This window comes from Glaciecola siphonariae (assembly GCF_042652645.1).
GTDB classification, from domain to species: Bacteria; Pseudomonadota; Gammaproteobacteria; order Enterobacterales; family Alteromonadaceae; genus Glaciecola; species Glaciecola siphonariae.
Map to the genome: position 1 here is coordinate 308,630 of NZ_JBHSGU010000005.1, position 22,744 is coordinate 331,373.

14 protein-coding genes are annotated in these 22,744 nt (G+C 45.0%); 6 read left to right on the forward strand and 8 right to left on the reverse strand.

Going from position 1 to position 22,744, the window contains the following annotated elements; genetic code table 11:
* Positions 1-64: 64 nt before the first annotated feature.
* Both ACFO4O_RS12540 and ACFO4O_RS12545 read left to right on the forward strand, forming a co-directional pair.
* Positions 65-1,309: a polyhydroxyalkanoate depolymerase gene (locus ACFO4O_RS12540; protein WP_382409040.1), complete on the forward strand. Its 1,245-nt coding sequence runs from the start codon at positions 65-67 to the stop codon at positions 1,307-1,309.
* A 104-nt stretch (positions 1,310-1,413) separates the two neighbouring features.
* On the forward strand, positions 1,414-2,634 hold the full coding sequence (locus ACFO4O_RS12545) for a lytic murein transglycosylase (protein ID WP_382409042.1): 1,221 nt from the start codon (positions 1,414-1,416) through the stop codon (positions 2,632-2,634).
* Positions 2,635-2,721: 87 nt separating this feature from the next.
* Here ACFO4O_RS12545 and phbB read toward each other — a convergent pair whose 3' ends face one another.
* Both phbB and ACFO4O_RS12555 read right to left on the reverse strand, forming a co-directional pair.
* The gene (gene phbB / locus ACFO4O_RS12550; RefSeq protein ID WP_382409044.1) at positions 2,722-3,444 is read right to left on the reverse strand and encodes an acetoacetyl-CoA reductase; all 723 of its coding nucleotides are present in this window, start codon (positions 3,442-3,444) and stop codon (positions 2,722-2,724) included.
* A 213-nt stretch (positions 3,445-3,657) separates the two neighbouring features.
* Positions 3,658-3,831: a hypothetical protein gene (locus tag ACFO4O_RS12555; protein WP_382409046.1), complete on the reverse strand. Its 174-nt coding sequence runs from the start codon at positions 3,829-3,831 to the stop codon at positions 3,658-3,660.
* Positions 3,832-3,959: 128 nt separating this feature from the next.
* On the opposite strand from ACFO4O_RS12555, the gene purU reads away from it, so the two are divergent.
* Both purU and ACFO4O_RS12565 read left to right on the forward strand, forming a co-directional pair.
* A complete protein-coding gene (purU, locus tag ACFO4O_RS12560) occupies positions 3,960-4,808 on the forward strand; it encodes a formyltetrahydrofolate deformylase (RefSeq protein ID WP_382409588.1) in 849 nt (282 codons plus the stop codon).
* Positions 4,809-5,207: 399 nt separating this feature from the next.
* Positions 5,208-7,394, forward strand: coding sequence for a M3 family metallopeptidase (locus tag ACFO4O_RS12565; protein ID WP_382409048.1), 2,187 nt, complete (start codon positions 5,208-5,210; stop codon positions 7,392-7,394).
* 110 nt (positions 7,395-7,504) lie between these two features.
* Here ACFO4O_RS12565 and ACFO4O_RS12570 read toward each other — a convergent pair whose 3' ends face one another.
* Positions 7,505-7,873 carry a type II toxin-antitoxin system VapC family toxin gene (locus tag ACFO4O_RS12570; RefSeq protein WP_382409050.1) on the reverse strand — a complete coding sequence of 123 codons (369 nt, stop codon included), beginning with the start codon at positions 7,871-7,873 and terminating at the stop codon, positions 7,505-7,507.
* Between the two features lie 3 nt (positions 7,874-7,876).
* A complete protein-coding gene (locus tag ACFO4O_RS12575) occupies positions 7,877-8,068 on the reverse strand; it encodes a type II toxin-antitoxin system VapB family antitoxin (protein ID WP_382409052.1) in 192 nt (63 codons plus the stop codon).
* A gap of 248 nt (positions 8,069-8,316) precedes the next feature.
* Between ACFO4O_RS12575 and ACFO4O_RS12580 the strand changes: the two genes are divergently transcribed.
* Positions 8,317-8,784, forward strand: coding sequence for an energy transducer TonB (locus ACFO4O_RS12580; protein ID WP_382409054.1), 468 nt, complete (start codon positions 8,317-8,319; stop codon positions 8,782-8,784).
* Positions 8,785-9,136: 352 nt separating this feature from the next.
* On the opposite strand, the gene ACFO4O_RS12585 is transcribed toward ACFO4O_RS12580, so the two are convergent.
* Both ACFO4O_RS12585 and ACFO4O_RS12590 read right to left on the reverse strand, forming a co-directional pair.
* Complete coding sequence (locus tag ACFO4O_RS12585; RefSeq protein ID WP_382409056.1) at positions 9,137-12,523, reverse strand: S41 family peptidase; 3,387 nt, start codon at positions 12,521-12,523, stop codon at positions 9,137-9,139.
* 278 nt (positions 12,524-12,801) lie between these two features.
* On the reverse strand, positions 12,802-13,995 hold the full coding sequence (locus ACFO4O_RS12590) for a 3-deoxy-D-manno-octulosonic acid transferase (protein ID WP_382409058.1): 1,194 nt from the start codon (positions 13,993-13,995) through the stop codon (positions 12,802-12,804).
* 328 nt (positions 13,996-14,323) lie between these two features.
* On the opposite strand from ACFO4O_RS12590, the gene ACFO4O_RS12595 reads away from it, so the two are divergent.
* On the forward strand, positions 14,324-17,383 hold the full coding sequence (locus ACFO4O_RS12595; protein ID WP_382409060.1) for a sigma 54-interacting transcriptional regulator: 3,060 nt from the start codon (positions 14,324-14,326) through the stop codon (positions 17,381-17,383).
* A 53-nt stretch (positions 17,384-17,436) separates the two neighbouring features.
* On the opposite strand, the gene ACFO4O_RS12600 is transcribed toward ACFO4O_RS12595, so the two are convergent.
* Positions 17,437-20,706, reverse strand: a complete 3,270-nt coding sequence (locus ACFO4O_RS12600) for a ligand-binding sensor domain-containing protein (RefSeq protein ID WP_382409062.1) — start codon at positions 20,704-20,706, stop codon at positions 17,437-17,439.
* 122 nt (positions 20,707-20,828) lie between these two features.
* A complete protein-coding gene (locus tag ACFO4O_RS12605) occupies positions 20,829-22,568 on the reverse strand; it encodes a S8 family peptidase (RefSeq protein ID WP_382409064.1) in 1,740 nt (579 codons plus the stop codon).
* Positions 22,569-22,744 lie beyond the last annotated feature (176 nt).

Genomic DNA, 22,744 nt, shown 5'->3' on the forward strand with positions numbered 1-22,744 from the left:
CTAATCAGCTGCTCAGTAGTGGACGTTGATTGGAGTTTTTTTTATCACCCTTCGGAGATGAATTATGAACTATCAGGCTTATGATTACCTTGCTCGCACTGGCCAAATGATGAATGAGGGCCTGAGTATCGTTAACGATATCGTGTCACATCCCTCCAACCCATTTTCGTATACGTGGAGTGGACGTTTGACGAAGGCGTCACTTGAAACCGCTATGCGGCTGACCCGCCGATACGACAAGCTTGGCTTTAACATTGATGAAGTGAGTATTAATAATCAACTGTTCAAGGTACGAGAAGACGTGGTAGTGAGTAAGCCCTTTTGCGACCTTACACACTTTAAGACCATTGGGCATACCGACAAAGACAAGGTATTACTCGTAGCACCACTTTCTGGCCATCATGCGACCTTGCTTAAGGGCACGGTAGAAGCGCTTTTACCTGAGCACGAAGTTTACATTACCGATTGGGCAGACGCGCGCGAAGTGCCGTTAGACGAGGGTCCCTTCTCTTTTGATTGTTACGTCAGCTATCTCATTGAATTTTTAAATTATCTGGGTGAAGACACCCACATGATTGCGATTTGTCAGCCCACTGTACAAGCACTTATTGCAACCGCGGTAATGGCCGACGAGAAAAACCCCAATACGCCAAAATCATTAACACTGATGGCAGGGCCTCTCGACACCAGCAAAAACCCAACTCGGGTCAATGAATTTGCTCATCGCCACCCTATGTCGTGGTACAAAAATGTAGCCATCATGACTGTACCGGTAGGTTATCCCGGTGAGGGTCGTCAGGTTTATCCAGGCTTTATGCAGCTAGGCGGGTTTATTTCAATGAACCAAAAAACCCATATGCAGAAGTATCAAAATTATTTTCAAAACCTATTGTTTGGCGAAGATGAAGACGCCGACCGCTTTCGCGCCTTTTACGACGAATATATGGCAGTGCTCGACATGCCCGCAGAGTTTTACTTAGAAACCATTGACCGCATCTTTAAAAACAATGAAATTGCCAACCGCAGCATCACATATCAGGGTAAGCCGGTTAACTTTGACGCCATCGACAATACCGCGCTACTTACGGTTGAAGGCGCGAATGACGACATTTGTGGTTTGGGGCAGACTGAAGCGGCGCAGGATATTTGCACAAAGATTCCTAAACACATGCGCAAACATCACGTTCAGGTAGGCGCCGGCCACTATGGCATATTTAGCGGGTCGATGTACCGCAAAAATATTCGCCCTGTGGTTACCGAGTTTATAAACAAATACGGCGTGAAAGAACAGGCAAGTGTAAGCAATTAAATATCAGTAGCCTGATCAGTTTCAATTGTGTTGGTGAACTAAGTTAGTTAGTCTTTCTCTAACCCAATTCATCAACACAAACGCATGGATAAGGACTATCTACCTTGAAACGCTTTTCTTGCATTGCCCTGATTTTTGTCGCCTTCTCATTTGTAGCTAAAGGCGAGCAGTTGCAACAGTACATTGAGCAACAGCGACAGCTATTTCCCGAGTGCTTAAACGAAAAAGCACAGGCGGCACTAAACGCTGGTGTGAGCGAACAGCGCGTTGAGGCTGAGTTTTCAAAGCTCAACTTTATTCCGCGTGTTATCGAGCTAGACCGCTCACAACCTGAGTTTGTATCGACCTTTCCAGACTACTTCAGTAAACGCGTAAACCAATGGCGCATTGATAAAGGCCGCGAAAAATATCAAATCTATCGCGAATTTTTAGATGAACTCACACAAAAATACGGCGTGCCCGGGCACTATATCGTTTCATTTTGGGGTTTAGAAACCAACTACGGCGGATACAAAGGCAATATGTCGACGCTCGACAGCTTAGCCACCTTGGCCTGTGAACCCAGACGCGCGACCTTTTTTACTCAAGAACTATTTTTAGCGCTGAAGCTCATGGACAGAGAAAATCTTAACAAAGCGCAGATGCAAGGTTCGTGGGCGGGCGCGATGGGTCATACACAGTTTATGCCTACCGCCTATACAAACTATGCCATTGATGGCGATGGAGATGGCGTGATCAATTTATGGGAAAGTGAAAAAGACGCCCTGGCGTCGGCCGCACACTTTCTCTGGAAGCTTGGTTGGACACCGGGACTACGCTGGGGCAGAGAAGTCATGCTACCAGAAGGCTTTGACTATAGCCTTGCCGGTCAAGGCGCAAAAACCGTAAGCCAATGGCAGCAACTGGGCGTAAGCAAAAGCGACGGCACAGCACTTGGGGAGTCAGATATTGAAGCAAAGCTGCTTGTGCCGGCTGGCGCTAGCGGACCTGCCTTTTTAACCTACAAAAACTTTAGAACAATACTGCGCTGGAATAACTCCGAGTTTTATGGCGTGGCGGTAGGGCAACTAGCCAATCGTATCATTGGCGGTCCAGCACTCACAGCAAGCCTACCCGACTTGCCCAAATATAGCATCGCTCAAATGGCTCAGGTACAGCGCAATCTTAATGCGTTAGGCTTTGATGTGGGCGGAGCAGACGGCATCATTGGCCCTGCGACTCGCGCAGGCATTAGAGCCTTTCAAACAAAAAATGGACTGATTGCCGATGGTTTTCCGTCACCCGAAACGGTCACTAAGTTAGCAGAACTGGCGCAAGCACTCTAAATATACTGATGAGGGCAGCTACCAATAATTAGCACAAATGTACTCCGGTAGATGCTCTCATCGCGTTGAATACATCAGCGCAAGCGCTTAGTACATATGCTGGCCGCCGTTAATTGAAAGCGTGGAGCCGGTGATAAAACCAGCCTCATCGCCTACTAAAAAGGCAACACTGTTGGCGATATCTTCAGGTTTCCCTAAGCGCCCCACCGGAATAGTCTTAATTATTTTGGCCAGTACTTCAGCTGGCACCGCTCTTACCATATCGGTATCAACGTAGCCCGGTGCAATAGCGTTCACAGTAATACCCTTGCCTGCGCCCTCAAGCGCCAACGCTTTAGTAAAGCCATGAATACCCGATTTTGCGGCGGCGTAATTCACTTGCCCGTATTGACCCGCCTGCCCGTTTACCGAACCCACATTGATAATTCGGCCAAACTCGCGCGAGCGCATGCCTTCAATTACCGCTCTGCAGGTGTTAAAACAGGAGGCTAAATTGGTTTGAATAACCGCGTCCCATTGCTCAAAGCTCATGCGATGCATGGTCCCGTCGCGGGTGATACCGGCGTTATTTACCAATATATCAACCGGGCCGTAATCGGCTTCAATTTTTGTGATTGCTTCGCTAACAGCATCAAAATCAGAGACATCAAATTTTACTGCTGGGATGCCGGTGCGCTGTGTAAACTCTGCAGCTTTAACATCGTTGCCGCCGTAATTTGCTATTACCGTGTACCCCTTTTCTTTTAACGTGGTGCAAATTGCCTCGCCAATGCCACGGGTACCGCCTGTTACTAATGCTATTCTTGCCATCACAACCTATCCTTTAAAATGTGTGAAAAACTACCATATCACAATCAATGGTCATCAGTTATGGGTTATAGCGGGAATTATTCAAAGAGGTAATGAGACTTTAGTAGGTTAAGAATTAAACACCTCACAACTTTGATATATCGCAAGATTTGTAGGCGCTTAGATGAAAACTAAACCTAAAGCGCTTCAGCGTGCGGGTATAGGTAAAACTCTTTATGCGGCAAAAAACATAATAGGCAGACTGTCAGGCCCGTTTTTCAGAACGAATTGCAAATCATCCGCTGTAAAACCCGCATTGGTCAGGGTAGTATAGGCAAGCTGTCTGGCAATGACTGTTTGCGAGTGATCGCAGTAAGTTTCAAGGGCCTTTTGAATGTATTGATTCATGATGATGCACACATTTATCAGACTAATTTAGAAGGTGTCATTTGATACGCAACATCTGTGCCTGAGCTCAGTATATTTTTTAATCGATTTGTAGATAATTGATTTAATTAGAAATTGGAGTGAATAATTTGTCCGCGTCTATTCGTTTAGTGATTGATTGCCCCGATCAAGTAGGTTTGGTTGCCGCTGTATCTGAATTTCTTGCCGCCCAAAGCGTGAATATTTTAGAGGCGAGTCACCATACCGACCAACATCTAAACCGCTTTTTTATGCGTCACGAAATAGAGGCAGACTCTGTTGCCTTAGATATCAATGAGCTGAGAGAGGCTTTTGCAAAGGTTGCAGCAAAGTACGACATGGAGTGGTCACTGCGTCACTCTAGCGAAAAACGTAAAGTAGCCTTACTTGCCAGCCATGAATCGCATTGTTTAAACGATGTACTGCATCGCTGGCACAGCGGTGAACTTTATTGTGATATCCCATGCATCATCGCCAATCATGAGGCTATGCGCGAGTATGCAAGTTGGTATAAGGTCCCTTTTCACTATATTGATTTTAGCGATAAACCAACGGCATTTGCTAAAATAGATGAGCTACTTAGCCACTACGACATTGATCTCACGGTGCTCGCGCGCTTTATGCAAATTATTCCAGAGGCGATGTGTCAAAAGCATGCGGGTAAAATAATCAATATACATCACAGTTTTTTACCCTCTTTTGCAGGAGCAAAACCCTATCAACAGGCCTACGATAGAGGCGTTAAACTCATCGGTGCAACCTGTCACTACGTAACGTCTGACTTAGATGAAGGACCCATCATTGAACAAGAAGTAATGCGCATTAGTCATAGCGATAGCGCCCAAGATATGGTGAGAAAGGGCAAGCGTTGCGAGGTAAATGCATTGGCAAATGGAATTCGCTATCATTTAGAAGACAGAGTGATAATTTGTCAGCACAAAACGGTTGTGTTTGATTAAGCATATGTTGCTAGCAAGCTTCATTGAGTAGCAAGGGACTGGATTTGAAAATCGCTGTGAACCCATCCATGGGCGCTCGGCAAAATCATCCACGATTTCGATGCTGTTAAACAGGAGTTAGCAATTGAGTAGCAAGGGACTGGATTTGAAAATCGCTGTGAACCCATCCATGGGCGCTCGGCAAAATCATCCATGATTTCGATGCTATTAAACAAGAGTTAGCAATTGAGTAGCAAGGAACTGGATTTGAAAAACGCTGTGAACCCATCCATGGGCGCTCGACGAAATCATCCATGATTTCGACGTTTTCAAATCCAGTCCCTTGCTACTCTTATCATTTGATAATTAAGAAACAAATAGATTTACAACAATAATAAACGACAGAAGGGTTCTAAAACGATGAAAAAACCAATTTACGGCGCCATTGCAGCGTCGGTAATTCTAGCCTTAGGCGCATGCTCTGATGCTGTGCAAAACTCGGCTAACAACAATTCAGTCGCCGATAGTGCGCAGACTCAAAGCATCGATAACGTATTGATGGCCGAGTTTAAAGGCCCGTATGGCGGCGTACCTGCATTTGACAAAATGGATTTGGCTCTGCTTAAACCTGCCCTTGAAAAGGGCATGGCACTGTCATTGGCTGACTATGAAAGCATCGCTAATAACCCAGAGCCGCCCACGTTTGCTAATACCATCGTTGAAATGGAGCGCGCCGGTAAAGAGCTCTCTACGGTGTTTACCTATTGGGGTATTTGGTCGTCAAATAAATCATCGCCAGAATTTAGAGAAATTCAGCGCGAAATGGCACCACAGCTCTCGGCTTACCGCTCAAAAATCACTCAAAACAAAGCCCTTTTTGAACGCGTAAAAGCTGTTTATGAGAGTGAAGAGCTCAGCACGCTTACCGACGAAGAGCAGCGCATTACTTGGATGGCGTACAATAGCTTTGTGCGCAATGGCGCTTTGCTCAATGATGCAGACAAAAAACGCTACGCCGACATAAACCAAGAGCTTGCCGCCCTACATACTCAATTTCAAAACAATGTGCTAGCCGATGAAGAGAACTACGTTTTATACCTAGATGAAAGCCAGCTCGGTGGACTGCCTGAGTCGTTTGTAAAAGCATCTGCAGGAGCCGCTAAAGAAAGAGGCCAAGAAGGTAAGTATGCGATTACTAACACTCGCTCGTCTATGGATCCATTTTTAACCTACTCGACCGACCGAGCCTTGCGTGAAAAAGTGTGGACCACGTACTATAACCGCGGCGACAATGGTGACGAGTATGATAACAACGAATTGATTAAACAAATTCTCACGCTGCGCCATGAGCGCGTTAAGCTCCTTGGTTACGACAACTATGCTCAATGGCGCTTAGAAGACCGCATGGCAAAAAATCCTGAAAACGCAATGGATTTGATGGAGCGCGTATGGCCAGCAGCCATAGCAAGGGTAGAAGAAGAAGTTGCCGATATGCAGGCCATCGCCGATGCACAAGGTGCTGATATTACCATTATGCCTTGGGACTACCGTTTTTACGCTGAGCAAGTGCGCCAAGACAAATATGCACTCGACTCCGACGAAGTAAAACAGTACCTGCAGCTCGACAAACTGCGAGAGGCGATGTTTTATGTAGCTGGCCGTTTGTTTAATTTTGAGTTTACGCCGGTGCCAGATGGCAAAGTGCCTGTGTTTCATGAAGATGTGAAAGTGTGGGAAGTAGCCGATAAAACCAGTGGCAAATTTATTGGCCTTTGGTACTTAGACCCCTTTGCCCGACAAGGCAAGCGGTCTGGCGCGTGGGCAACAACCTACCGCGGCTACACCACCTTTGACGGCGAAAAATCGGTGCTTTCGTCAAATAATTCAAACTTTGTAAAAGGAGCGCCGGGCGAACCTTCTCTTATTTCATGGGACGATGCTGAGACTTATTTTCACGAATTTGGGCATGCGCTTCACTTTTTAGCAGCCGATGTGGAGTATCCATCATCTCACTCTGGTGTGCGTGATTATACTGAGTTTCAATCGCAGTTATTAGAGCGCTGGTTGCTTACCGACGAGGTAATCAATCAGTACCTTGTTCACTATCAAACGGGCGAGCCTATTCCTGCAGATTTAGTGGCAAAGATTAAGCAGGCGTCCACCTTTAACGAGGGCTTCAAAACCACTGAATATATGGCATCTGCCATTATGGATTTGCTCTATCACACTACCGACCCTGCACTTATTGAGCCCGATAGCTTTGAGCGCGATAAGCTGCGTGAGCTCGGGATGCCTGAAGAAGTGGTAATGCGCCATCGTTCAACGCAGTTTGGTCATGTATTTTCTGGTGAAGGTTATGCCGCTGCCTATTACGGCTATATGTGGGCAGAGGTATTAACGTCTGACGCTGCAGAAGCCTTCGCTGAAGCGCCTGGCGGCTTTTACGATAAAGAAGTGGGCGAGCGCTTGGTGAAATATCTGTTTGCTGTACGAAACGCTATGGACCCTGCTGATGCGTATCGCGCCTTCCGTGGCCGAGACGCGAAAGTGGAAGCGCTTATGCGTGACCGCGGTTTTCCGGTAGTTGAAGACGATAAAGGCGATTAAGCCTTAGCGCCTTTAAATAAAAATTAGCCCACAGTAATGAGCTCATATATCTGAGCTCATTTTCGTTAGGTTGTGTTGGGCTGTTTCGCTGGGGTCTTGGCCATGATCTCTCACTTCATATAATTAATATTAAGTTCTTCGGCGAGCTCAGCCAATCTCTTGTCTAGCGTCCAAAGTGTTGTCTCTTCTGATAATAAGGTTGAGGTGAGTAAGGCGATGTCAATATACCCGCAAGCCCTTCCATATAGCTGCTTTTGTTCTATGAAGGTGAGTACTTCATCCATTGTTGCAATGGTAGCGACTCTTAAAACAGATAAGTCGCTTAATGTCTTTTTTCTTGGTTCAGGAGGCGTTCCGCAGGCTAATTCCGCGATTACGAATGGATGGCAACAAACATTGTCTGCATTCAGTAACTCAATCAATTTAACGTTGGAACATTTGAAATGATCTACCCAGACGGATGTATCTACCAGAACCATGATTTAACCTTTGCGTCTTGGTATATTTTTAATCTTTGGGGCCGCTCCACCAAGTTTTGCAAGGCGTTTTGCAGCCTGTAACCTAACAAATGTTTGCATGGCTTCTCTAATGACACTAGCTTTGTCGCTGTTGGGCGGACAAAACTGAGCAGCTTGTTCAAAAAGCTCATCTTCTATGCTTATTGTTGTTCTCATATACTATGTCCATCACGCATCTTTATTGATGCTACACTGTATCATAAATGATGCTAAAATAGTGAGGAGAATAGTCATCATCGCAACGAACATCTAGCCAAACTAGAGCCCGCTGTAACGAAAGGTAGCGTATAGCCTTAGTTTTACTTATACTTTTTTAAACAAAGGCAATGACAAAAGAACAAAATAAGCCGTGATTGTTGGATGAAAAACGGTGTTTGCTGAAACAAAAGGCTAAGGATGGGACCATGTACAGAATGATTTTGTTTATCACGATCTTTGCCCTGTCGGCATGTCAAACAACAGAAGCACCACAATCATCTATTGAAAAGGAGACCGGCGAAGTACCGAAACAATACATTGATCTGACTTCTCCCAATCCAACTCACGCTATCTTGGACTATTGGCAAATAAAGACCAGAGTCGACCCTAGATACCCTAGTACTGCCGCTCGGGATAAGCTTTCTGGTTGCGTTGAAACGATAGTGGGGATTGGCACAGATGGTCGTGCAGCAGAATTAGCCATCAGATTCTCTTATCCTCAAGGCGTATTTGATTCTAGTGCCGTGAAGGCCTTAAAAGAGTGGCGCTGGACGCCTGCGAATACGAATCAAGAAAGACATCCCGTGCTTGCCGTGGTTAAATTATATTTTTCTGTTGCTAATTCTAAAAACAAGAAAGCGGTAGAAACGTATTGTGGGGACAGTGGCCTCTAGCTTGATTGTTTAAGCAATTTTGAAGGTAAAACATTCAGCTTCTAATAAACGTAAAATGCACCTTTGCCGAACGCAAGTGTGGATGAATAGGCGAAAACAAAACTGATGTAAATTCGCAGTTTTTGCCAAGTAATTGTGTTGATGATTAGCTTGCCGACATAAGATGTTTTTATCGTTATGATGTTGAAAGCGGCGTTTGCGAAAACTGCATGCAAGGTGAACAAGCCATTGCTGGTTGTTCGGAAATGTCGTCTTTCGAAGGCATGATAAGGGGCGGAGATGCCGTCTTTCGACGGCATGACATGGGGCACACACCCGGTCGCTCTACACTACTTTTTTCATGTGCTAAGTCTTAATTTGTATTATTTAATATGTCGTCAGCCGCTTCCTTCACCGGCGGGAAAGGCTTTGGTTGTAATTCTGTTACAGGTGATTCAGCAATTTTCGTTTGCAACAGAGCAATTGCTGCTGCAAGTTGAGCGTCTTCACCTTTGTAAGTGGCATGTGGTAAGTTATCAACTTCTATATGGGGTGCAATGCCCTCTGCTTCTGTGATCCAACGCCCGTCCATCGCGAAAACTGGGAATTCAGCCACGCGGGCAATACCGCGGTCTACCAAACGATTACCACCCGACAACCAAACGCCAGCACCTGCTGTTTGCTTACCAATTACGGTGCCCAAATCAAGTGCTTTTATGCCTGCAGTAAAGGTTTCACCGTCTGAATAAGTAAATTGGTCTGCAAGTACAACTAAGTGACCTCTGAATGCTTGTTGCATATTGGTGCTTGTGTACCCGTTAGGCCAACGCCAAAACGACCATGCTCTGCGCATGAGTTTTTCAATAATCACACTGTCGACGTTGCCACCTCGATTACGGCGAACATCTATAATCAAGCCCTGTTTTTCATATTGAGCGTAAAAATCTCGGGCAAATGACGCAATGTCACCGCCGCCCATGGCATATAGGTGTAAGTAACCAATGTCGTTATCAGTAGATTGAACTTTTTTGAGATTTTTATGCACCCAATGCTGACGGCGGTATCTAGTTTCGCGATTTGCTGGTGCAGGGACGACAACGGTTTCAATTTTTTCGGCCTTTCGTCCTTTACCGCGCTGAATACTTAATAATACTTGCTGCCCTTGTTGGTTGTATAAAGCTTGCCGAAGTTGCGCCACATTGTTGACTGCTTGCTTGTTAACCGCGGTGATAATATCGCCATTGGCGGCATTTACGCCGGGTCGAGCAAGTGGTGGAGCTTGATCAAGCAGTTCCGTATCAAACATATAGATAGTGTCAATCAACACACCGTCTTTACTGTCACGTAAACTTGCGCCCAATACCGATGGGTTTGGCGCATTAGGATCGTCTTTGAGGTCGCCGCCGCGCACTTGGGAATGTAGCGAATTAAGCTCGCCCATCATTTGTTCAAATATATCGTTCAAATCTGAGCGCTCGGTCATTCTTGCTAATAAAGGCATATACTTTTCTTTGGTTTTTTGCCAATCAAGTCCGCGCATATTAGCGTCATAAAATGAGTCTCGATGCATTAACCAAGCGTCTTTGAACAACTGCTGCCACTCTTGTTGTGGCTTTATCGTTAGCTGCCATTTACTCAGGTCAATTTTGTGGTCATTCGCTTCAGAGGGAAAAGTATCACTTGCTGGAATGCTAAAAATTTGCGCTTTTTCTCTGGCGCCTTTGAGCACCATGACGTGTTTGCCATTAGCAGAGGCTTCAATGTAATTCACACCGTCAGTCATGTCTTTTAACTTGGCATCATGTTCATAAGCTAGGCTTTTCAGGTGCTGTTCTTGCCGTATGAGCAATGCTTTTTCGTTGGCAATTAGCTGTGCGTAATTGTCGGCAGGGACGTCGACTTTCCATAGCCGCTTGTGTATTTGGTCAAAGTCGATTTCTACTGATTTAGTTTCTTCTTCCTCTTCCTCATCTTGTACATCGCCGCTTTTGTCTTTAGTTGCAATTACACTCAGTTCAGTAGGTGCGGCAAAAGGAAATTCTGCATCTTTGTTAAGGGCTATTGCGTATATTTCTGTGCGTTTGTCAAAAGCTTGCCCCATATTTCTATCACCCCAAGGGCTGCCAGGACTCGGCGTAAAGGACCGGTCAGATAGAAAATAAAGCCACTTAGTATCATCACTAAAACTTGGTGAAAAGGACTGGTATTTTTCACTTGTTAGCAATGCAGCGTTTTTACTTTGTGTATCTTTTAAAAATATACGAGAGCGCTCTTGAGAAAATAAAGTCACTTCAAATGCAAGATAACGGCTATCTGCTGAAAAGGTAAGATTACTGATGCCATTATTGGGTTCATCATAAACCACCGTACTTTTGCCGCTTTTTAAGTTTAAAAACCAAAGCTGACCCGACTTTTCGGTATAAGCCAGTGTTTCGCCGTTTGGCGATAAGTAGAGGCTAGTTTTTAACACGTCGCCGTTAGAGGTGAGCTGTTTGGATTTATTACCGCCTTTTGCGTCAAAACGCCATATCTCATAGTCACCGCTTGCATCGCTAATAGCATAAACATATTTGCCATCATTGCTTATAACGGCGTCACGATTTCTAGAAACAGGGTCGCTTGCAATATTAACTAAGCGAGTCGATTGGTTGTTGGCAAGCGCCATTTTTCCGCGAGCAATCACAACGGCCGATTTGCCGTCGTTGGCGATGCTAGCATCCTCAAAATATTCCATGGGTTTGTTGATGTAGCGTGTGCGCAAATCAACAAAGTCAGATTGCAGGCTAATATCTATATTGCTCACACTTTCATTATTAATATTAAACAATTTAAGGTCAGCACCATGTTGAAATACGATTGAATCGCCATGAATACTGGCGTCTCGTACGGCCCAGTCTTCAAACTGGGTATGTTGTTTTTTATCACTGCCGTCGAGTTTCATCGACCAAATGTTGTCGATGTTATTTTGATTGCTGATAAAGTAAATGCGGTTTTGTGCTTCATTACTTGCTTCAAATAACATCACTGTGCGCGCCGAGCCTTCATGATCTGTGGTCAACCGTGTGGCTTCGTTGTTGCTATTGCGAAAATGTCGAGCTTCTAAATTGAATCGCCAAATCTCCCCCGCTGCACCGCCTTTATAATGATTAGCATTATCAGTAGATACTTGCAGGCCATGTTGTACAAAAACAAGGGTATTTCCATCGCTAGAAATAGAGCCTTCAACAGCATCAGACAATGGCAGGCTTGTGCTTACTAGTGTATTAACATTAACTTTTTTGAGAACCCAACTTGAATGCATACCCGTATCGTGTGTGGTACTAATTAACAGGTGCTCATCATCAATCCAGTTATGTAATTTTGTCGCGCCGAGTTCAAAGGTAATTTGTTTGGCCACGCCACCATTTGTAGGGATAAGGTGCACCGCTTGCATATTATTATACCGTGCGACAAAGGCAATTTGCTCGCCGTTTGGCGAAAAACGAGGACTACTTTCCATATTGGGATGGGTAGTTAAACGCATTGCTGGCGCAGTGCTACCCAGTTGACTTAACCACAGGTCGCTTTGCGCGACAAACACAAGTTTATTGCCATGACGGTTAGGGTCCCGAAAATATCCTATGCTTGAGCTTGAAAATGTACTTTCTGTGTAAGTGTTTGCATTTGCTTGAGCAGTTGCTGACGCTTTAACTGATGTCAGAGTGAGTGAGAATGCTAACAGGGTGAAAACTGCGAGTATTGAGTTGAAGCGAATTGACATATAACTCCACTTTAAATTGGTTGTGATAAGCGCCTTTTGTTATAATATATCAAAGTCTTTTAATAAAATCTTGTTTGTGTAGAACCGTTCATATTACTTTGGTTAATAGACTTCCAAAGGTAATGCAAGGTAAACAAGCTATTGGTGGAGGTCATGCATATGCCATCTTTCAATGGCATGACAAGGGGCAAACGTCCGGTCGCTCTGCACTCAGTGTTCAATTGAATTGACTAAGCCTTTTAAATGGCTGGGTTAAAAGGAATGATAATTCATCCAGCTTATTGCAAAAGAGACGTCACCAAATCAAAGGTTTTATCTACCGCCCCCCCATTTTCTTCGAGCACCTTTTTACCGGCTCGCCCCTGCTCAATCGCTCGCGCTGGAGACGCCATAAAGTCGAGCAGTACACGCTCACAGGCTGCCTCATCTTCAATCAAGATGAGCGCCGAGCGCTGAGTGAGCAGTTCAACAATACCCGGATTATTAAAAATACTGGGCCCCATCATCATAGGTTTTGCATACATCGCTCCCTCAAGGGCATTATGTCCGCCTTTGTCTGCAATACTGCCGCCAATAAAGGCAAAACTGCATATCCGATAACAAGGCGTTAAATAGCCCATCGTGTCTATTAATATGACCTGACTATCGCTTGTTAGCTCATCACTGAAGCGGGCAACACTTAAGCCCATTGATTTAATAGCAAGATAAACTTGCTCAAATCGATGAGGGTGGCGCGGCACAATAACGAGTTTCAGATGCGGGTGCTGCTTAAGCGCTTTTTGATAAACCGACAGCACAAATAACTCTTCGGGCTCATGCGTGCTTGCGGCAAGCCATGTAGCATCTGGCGCTAGCTTATAACGGCTTAGCAAGTGTTCTGCTTTTTGTGCATCGTCGTCACTTGGTGTTAAATCAAATTTCATGTTGTTGGTTAAACGAAGCTGCGACTTATATACGCCCAGCGCTTTAAAGTTGTCGTATGCGTTTTGACTTTGTGCACATATTACATCAAAACTTCGCAGCGCCGGACGCAGTAAAAAACCAAAGCGTTTGTAGGTAGGTAAGGACTCACTAGAGATCCTAGCGTTAATAAGTGCGGTGCGAATACCATGGCGGGCGCAGTAGCGCAGCATATTAGGCCATACCTCAACCTCGGTCACAAGCACCAATTTAGGCTTCAGTTTGGCTAAAAATCGATTCATAAAAAACGGCAAATCGAAGGGTAAGAAAGCATGCTGCACACTGTCTTTATAAAGATTATAGGCTAGCTGGGCTCCCGTGGTAGAGGTTGTAGTGAGGGTAATACTCATCGATGGATAAGCTTTCATGAGCTTGTTCACAAGGTGTACAGACGCATTAAGTTCACCAACTGACACGCAATGAACCAAAATGCCCGAGCCCTTAAAACTTGCAGGTAGCATACCGAAGCGCTCTGAAAAACGTCTTGGCGCGCTACCTGAACTTTTGGGCATGCTAAGTTTCTTTCTGAATAACAGCAATAAGAGTGGCAATGCCAGTGTAAGGAGCAAGGAATACACAAAGCGATACGTGCTTTGCAAGAGAGTTTCCGATTTATTGACTAGCATGATGGCGGTTTAAATATTGGGTAAGCCGAAGATACAAAAATATCGCATTAGCGCGCACTGCAAAGATACCGAGGATATTGATACAACACACCCAAAACGTTAGGTTCAACACGTCACAAGCATATTACAAAAATGCGCATTTTGCTAAGTAAATGAGCTTGTTAGCCGATAGCCAGAGAATGGAAATGACCTTTAGCTCGGCATATCACTGGCGATGAAATTAACTGAAAGCGCTGTATCGCAATTGCTTGCTAGTATTCGTGTGCTTTGCGAATGCGATCATGTGCAAATAAACGACAAAGGCATCCAAAGCTTAGAATATGCTTCAAGCAGCACGGCTGAACATATCGCCATTGAAAACATTCGAAAAATTCAGCATCAGCAAAGCACTCAATTTATCAGCGAGATAAACCACTCACACGGCGAGTATAGTGTGGCCATGTCGATGCCTTGCGATGAACAGATATTAGTCAGCGTTCAGGCGCATGAATCGCCCGAAACACCAAAACATGAACAACGTAAACACGTACGACCTGACTTACAAGATAGCCGCCAACTCGACATTGAGTTAGTTAGCTTAAAAGGATTTCCGCCTTGGTTAAATGCGCTATGCTCCGAATCGCACATCGGCACTGAGTCGCAAACTGGCAGAGAGCGGCAAACAGACAACTCGCAACCCCTCATATTACTGCGCTTATGCGCAAGCTTGTTCAGCAGTTTGAAAGTATTTTCACAATTTCATCTCTTAACTGTAGACGGTTTAACCAAACTGCAAAGCCGAAGTGCTTTGCAAAGAGCCATTGATGAAAACATTGATGTCTCGGGTATTAACCTATGCATGATTCACTGTCGTGATTTTCAAATCGTGAATCGTAAATTTGGCCAAGCTAAAGGCGACCAAGTACTCAACGAAATTGCCAGTATCATTTCACAAAATATTCGCTCGGGTGACTTAGCCTGTCGCTTCGGCGGGGCTTTGTTTGGCATCGCCAGCCATGCTCAAAGCGTAGATGAGGGCCTAAACCTTGCTCAAAAACTGCAGGGAGAGTTACACAACCGCCCGTATTTACAAAACGCTATTCGCCTTTCGTTTAATTTAGGCGTGTCGCATGTTAGCCAAACCGATATCAGCGACGAAGACAGCTCCGCCTCCTCAATGTTAATCAGCCGAGCTGAGCAAGCGCTTAAAGCAGCACAAACGTCTGACAAACCCAGTATCGTGCACTGGGAGGCCGACAAGTTTAAGCACGATGAAAACGAATTTAACTACATCGGAGGGATTTTCACCCCCGACAACGTTACCAACTATCGCAACATGCTTCTGCTTTGGGACATATCCTCCATCATTGCCGATGAACATGAGTTTAGTCGTTTATTGCTGCATGTGGTTGAGCGTTTGGCCTATACCTTTGAGTTCACCGCTGCTGGCATTGTGAGCCTTGATGATGACAAAAGCATTGAACAGGCAATTGCAGTATCCAAAATGGCTGAGGTTAACAACATCGAAGTCAATCAGCTTTCGCACCTAGACAGAATTAGAGAAATTGCCGAGGAAGCGATTAAGCAAAGCCAATATGTTGAGCAACAATACAACAGCGACCGTTTTTTACTTGTGCCCTTAGGAGCCGATTTAAAAGCGTGTTTTTTCTTGGTAGGGCAGCATGCAAACCTTGATTTAACCCGCGATTCAATGATGTTATTTGCGGGTTTTGCACGACAAATTGGCAAAGCCTTAAAGCGTAGTCAGTTAGAAGATGAACTCAACAAGCGTTTAGAGCTACAAAACGCCGAATTAGCACAAGAGCTCAGCACACTAAAATCTGGCCTGCAGTCGAGTGCGCTTGTATATCGGTCGGTGGTGATGCAAAACATTGTTAACCAAACCCAGCGTGCAGCAAAAACAGACACCACAGTGCTTATCACCGGAGAAAGCGGCACGGGCAAAGAAAAGCTCATTCATGCTATTCATAATTTAAGTCCACGTAACAAGCAGCCGCTAGTCATTGTTGATTGCGGCTCTATTCCTGAAACATTGATTGAGTCGGAGCTGTTTGGCTACGTAAAAGGTGCTTTTACCGGCGCACAAAACCACAGCACCGGAAAGATTCAGGCCGCCCACGGCGGTATACTAGTGCTCGATGAAATTGGTGAACTGCCAATGTCGATGCAGCCAAAGCTTCTGAGATTTGTACAAGAAAAACACTTCACGCCGGTGGGCGGCACTAAAGCCAACAAGGTGGATGTAAAAATAGTAGCGGTGACAAATAGAGACTTAGCTGAAGAGGTCAATCGCGGACATTTTAGACAAGATTTATACTATCGCTTGAATGTCCTCAGCTTACACAACCCTCCCCTGCGCGAACGCTTAGAAGACTTGCCCTTATTGTGTCAGCATTTTCTGAGCAAATTTGCCAGTCAGTTTGAAACCAGCCGCAAGTTTGTGCGCCCTGAAACCATTGAAAAAATGCAGCAATACCCATGGCCGGGGAATATTCGTGAGCTCGAAAATAAACTGATGCAGGCGAGTTTAATGTGCCAAGGCGATGAAATTCAGTTTGACGACATCAACATCGAAACTAATGTAACAAACGTCAAAATAGACGTATCCGAACGAGTCAATTTAGTTAACAACAAGGCCTACGACCCTAATCGGGCCGATATGCATGCCCATGACTATGCACAAGAGCATTCCAAGGTTCATGGGCCTTTTCATCAACAAGGCGATAGACCAGGCGATAGACCAGATCATGCACAATCTCGCCAGCAAGAGCATGCAGCAGCATCTTTAGTCTTTGCGCAGAATGAGCAATCTCATCTGGCGCAAACCAGCCTTGAAACATGGCAACAGAGCTTTGTAAAAAGCTTACATGTATTGCTTGATGAAATTATTAGCACGCCCAGTTTGTACCAGTTTGATATAGGGTCGCAGCTCGAGAACGACTTGTTCGCACTATCGCTAGACGCATGCAAAACCAATAAGGATATTGCCAGCCGCCTGCGCATTCCGGTCAGTACCGCAAGAAGAAAAGTGTTAAAGGTAAAAGATGTGAAGCGTCAGAGCGTTTCACCCGCACTGCCGAAGTGCTGGAGTGACGTGCACGCGCACCTTAGCGCGCTCGCTCAAGGGAAAGTGTTGGTAGACGCACCGCTCGATTATTTAAAACGCGCATTGCTCAGCGAAATCCTAAGAAAAAATATGGGTAATATGAGCCATGCGGCGCAGTTGATGGGCGTAAGCGAACCTACACTCTATAAATTAAAACGCCAGCTTTAGGGTTAGCAAGCGCTTCGAACAACATCCTCACGCTTAGCATCAAACACTCACGATTATTTTTTATTACTCACTACCTGAACGTGTCCGTTTTCAATGGCACTTTCAATATTGGAAACGAGCGTATTCATTACAGTAAACGGCACTGACTCCGGCTGCGGCAAGATACCCGTCCAAGCATTACGTCCCGCATCTTTCGAGCGATAAAGAGCAATATCTGCTAGCATATGAGCCTGCTCCCAGCTCAGTGAATCTGGTGAATGATGACTAAATGGATAGGCTGCAAAGCCAATTGAGCTAGACAAATGCATGCGCTGAGAGAGGCCAATATCAAAGCCCTCTTGCTCGATGCTGGCGCGAATGTTTTCTGCTAAATCTAAGATTTCCTGACGAGAGCTTACCTCGCCAATCACCAAAAACTCATCCCCGCCCCAGCGGATAACGATGTCGTTAATGCGGCAGACATTTTTCAGAAGATTGGCCACTTGCTGAATCATTTTATCACCCGCATCATGGCCGTAATTGTCGTTAATTGGCTTAAATCCATCTAAATCAAACATTAAAAATAGCAGGCGCGGACCTAACTCACTGTCGGCTTGCTTGCGCTCAAGCGCTTTTGTGAATTGTCGGTATATTTTACTGGATTTTTTCTCAATGATATCTGTTAAATAGCGCCGATTAAACAAGCCTGTCAATTGGTCGGTGATACTTGCCTCTAACAGCTTATTGTTTAATTCACTGAGCTCTAAGGTACGCTTGCTTACTTCCTTTTCAAGAGATTGACGATAGCGCGTTTCAGCCTCTAGTTTGTTTTTATACGAGCGATACACCAACAAAATAACCGTAATCGCCAGCAAAGTGTACACAGCATATGCATACATTGATGCCCATGGCGCGGGAGTCACGCGCAAATCTACATATGCAGGCTCCATATTCCATACACCATCGCTGTTTGCCGATATCACTTCAAAGCGATATTCGCCAGCGGGTAAGTTTGTATAGGTCGCTCTGGGCACATCCTTAACATCGACCCATTCATCTTCAAACCCCTGAAGACGGTATCGATACAAGTTTTTTTCAGGCGCCACATAATGCAGGGCGGCAAATTCAAATCCAATTAAATAATCACTGTAGTCAACAACGATGTTGTTTTCTTCGTTGACCACCGCGTTTATGTCGCTGTACTTGTCTAATCGCTGGAATGTACTGATGACTGTCTTGGGCTTATTCGCATTCAAGGTAATGTCTTTTGGATAGAATGCAGATACACCATTTGGCCCACCGAATAGCATCTTGCCATCGTGCAGTTTAAGATACGAACCTGAATTAAACTCGTCGCTTTGAAGACCTTGCGCATAAGTAAAGGTTGTCATTTCCAATGTATTAGGGTCAATTTTGCTCAAGCCCTTGTTAGAGCTAGCCCACACATAGCCATTTTCATCTTGCAGCGCACCAAAAACAGCGTTCGAAGTCATGCCGTTTGCTCTTGTTAAGCGCGTGAACTTTATATCCGCTTTATCTAAATCTGACTTTCTCAGCAGATGAATGCCACCGCCTTGAGTACCAATCCAGAAATTACCGTCTTTGTCTTCAAGCACGCTCCAAACAAGGTTTGAGCTCAAACCGGTCTTATCGTCTCGATCAACGCGAATACGAAATGCCGATTCGGTTTGTGGGTTGAATATCGACAAGCCCCCATCCCACGACCCGAGCCACAATCGACCGTCTCGGGCCTGCGTGATAGACATAACGCGGTCACTTGATAATGAATAGATATCGTCAGAATCAAAACGATAGGTTTTAATGGTATCGGAGGGCACATCTAACTTAGAGAGCCCGCCTCCGTAAGTTGCAATCCAGACGGTTTTTTCGTTTTCAGGGTAAATTGCTGTGATGCCATTTACCTGTAAACCCTCGTATGGGTTGTCTGAGGCTCGGTCAACGGTATAGTTTTTGAAGGTTTTTGTTTCGAGATTATATGAATAAAGGCCCGCGCCTCGCGTGCCAAGATAGACCGTATCAGATGATGTACCTGCTATTGACATAACGCGGTTGCGAGATTTAGGAATATCGTTTTTTTGTGGCAATGCCAGTGGCGTAATATTTCCTGTACTTAAATCAAGTATGTCGAGTCCGCTCAAACTAGCAATCCATACTGACTGCTCGCTGATTTGTGCAAGCGCGGTAATATTATTTCCCGTGAGGCTCTTTTGTTTGTCGCTATTTACGTAATAATGATCAAATTGAGTGGTGGCGGTATTCCACTTGTTAAGGCCCTTGAATGTGCCTATCCAAAGCACATCACTGTTATCTTTCATAATGCTAAGTACGGTAGTGTCCGACAGGGAAAACACCTCTTCTTTTTGGTGATTAAACACGCCCGTGTTGCCAGATTTATCTGCATAATGCAGCCCTTGGTCTGTTCCAAACCAAAGCACACCTAAATTATCTTGATAAATATCTCTTATCGAGAGGCCACGCAGGGGCACAAACTCTGTTAGCAACGAATTGAGATTTTTCGCGCGTGGCTTGGTTAAATCGAGCACATGGGCTCCAAGACCAGCCGTGCCAATCCACAGTTGCTGTTGACTATCGATATATAGCGCTCGAATGTTGTCCTTTTTCGTCACACCGTTAGCGGTAAATTCTTTGATGACATGCGTGAACGTTTCATTGCTTGGGTCAAATCGGTAAACGCCGTTTCTGTCAGAGGCTAACCACAATCCTCCTGTGATGTCTTCGGCTATGGCAAAAATATCGGCATCTTTACCGTCGCTACCCGTCAGATTAAAAGGCTTAAACCGCTCTACGCTTGGAAGATATTTATTGATACCTTTACGTGTTGTAACCCAAATTGTACCTTGGTGATCGCGCCATACTTTGCGCACTACCGAATCATTGATGCTGGTATCGCTGCCATCTGAGGTGAAATTTACAAAGGTAGATGTGACTGGGTTAAAGCGGCTCACACCACCACGACTTCCTACCCAAATGTGCCCCTGGGCGTCTTCGGTAATCGATGAAATAAAAGAGTTGATAATGGCGTTAGGATCGTCAAAAGACTGCGTAAACGAGGTGAACTTTCTTCCGTCGTAGCGATTGAGCCCTTCTTGAGTGCCAAACCACATGTAGCCTTTAGAGTCTTGATATATTGCAGTAACGCTCTGTTGAGATAAGCCTTGTTCTACATAAAACCGCTCAAAGCGCACATTTTCTATTGATGCATAAGAGAATTTACACAGTAATAGCGCACATATTAGTGAGCATGCAAGCTTGATTAGAAGGTGCATGCGTTTAGCACTGAAAACGTGTTTAACAATCAACATGATAAAAAGTCTTATGGTTGGCGCGATTCAACGGTATGTAAGGTTAACGGCATAGAGCATCACAGCTTTAACAAAAAAGCCATCTGTAAGACGGCTTTGTAGTCACGACTTAGTGTGCGAGCTTATTGCCACCCTTCTGTCTCAATTGGCACATCGTCACCTTCGGCTTGTGAGTTCGCTTCGGCACTGGTTACCGCTACATCTAAGCCTGCGCTATGCAGTCCTACGCTTTCACTTGTCCAATGCGAGCCCATCGGTTTAACCATTTCATTACTCCAATGTGCACTGTGCATACCTACGCTTTCATTCGACCAATGTGAACCCTCAAGCTCAATTACTTCATTACTCCAGTGAGCGTTGTTTGTATTAACCTTTGAATCGTTCCAATGTTTACCCTGATTTAATACCTTGCCGTTGCTTAACGATACCGTCCAGTAGTTGCTTTTCTTGCCAACTGAGCCTACAAAGTGTTTGCTCCCTGTTAAGTCGCTTCTGATATCAAGACCTTGGTTGGCGCACGCTCTAGCGCTAGTTCTTACTGCATCTAGCGCATTTACCATACCGCTGCCTTGGATTAGTGGCGAGTAAGCATATTTGCTCTTATTGCGTGCTACTTTGGCAGAGTGCAAAATTTTGCATTTCACATCGTCAGGACTAATACCCGGATATGCTTGAATAATTAGTGCGGCAATACCTGAGACGACCGCGGCTGATTGAGACGTACCCGACACCTCTGAATAACCTTCACCGGTGCTGCTTTGTCTTAACTTTTTGCTTAGGTATTTATCTTCTATTTTAACCGCGATATTAGTGCCAGGCGCGACCACATCAGGTTTAACAAAACCTTCGTAGGTAGGTCCTTGAGACGAGAAGCTTGCCACACGGTCATCGCTGGTATTGTAAGGCGAATCGTTATGCGATGAGCTTCCAACCGTGATCACATAAGGGTTATTGCCAGGTACCGTGATCCCCATTTGCTCGCCGTTGTTGCCTGCTGATGTCACTACCGTCACGCCTTTGTACCACAAGTACATAACGGCCTGATTGATGGGGTCATTCCAGTAACGCGACTGAGCTTGTGCGCCTAACGAGAGGTTAACCACTTTTATCTTGTATTTGCTTATATTCTCAGCAATCCAGTTTAATGAATCGAGTATAGCCGAGTAGCTGCTGTTACCGTTTTTATCAAATGCTTTAACCGATACCAAATAAACATCAGGGGCAACGCCGTTAAAATCTCTAGACGCGTCTTGCAGGCTGCTCGCAATAATGCCTGTAACGTGAGAGCCGTGCCCGTTATTGTCATCGTTGTAGTAGTAGGTTTCTTTACTTTCAAAGGCGTTATATTTAACCGCGATACGTTGCTCGCCCTCAGAATCGGCAAAAAGATACTGGCCTGAATCGCCGCCCATATTACTGCCGCTATCGACTACCGCCACCGTTACCCCGCGCCCGGTAATACCCATATCGTGCAATTCGTTGGCGTTTATCTGGGTGGTTACATAGGTGTCGATTGCGTATTTTTTGCTGTTAGACATGGTTTTTACTGTGCGATCATCAAGAATGCGTACGCCGTTTACTGTTTTAATTTGGTCTGCCTGTGCTGGCGTAAGCATCGCGCTGATGGCGTTTATGATAGGGAACTGACGGCTCACATCACCGCCCGCCTGCTCAACAACCGCTACTAGCGTATCGGCGTTACCGCCTTGAATAATGTATGACTTTGGAGCCTGCTGTTCACTGGCAGCCTGCGTGCCCATAAACATCGACGATTCTGACCATAGACCCGTTATTGCACCTACAGAAATACTCGCAACTGCTACTGTCGCGACAATCAAATTAATACGGCCTAAATGTTTCATACGTTTTGCTCCAATCTTAATAAACACACATTGATGTTTAATTCTGCAGAGGGTTTAGCATGATGCGTGCCAAGCTTATAAGTAATTTATAGCGTTGATTTAATTGAATTTTTTTGGAAATAGATTGAATTTAAAATATGAACTTAATAAATGAACCTGATATGTTCATTTATTTA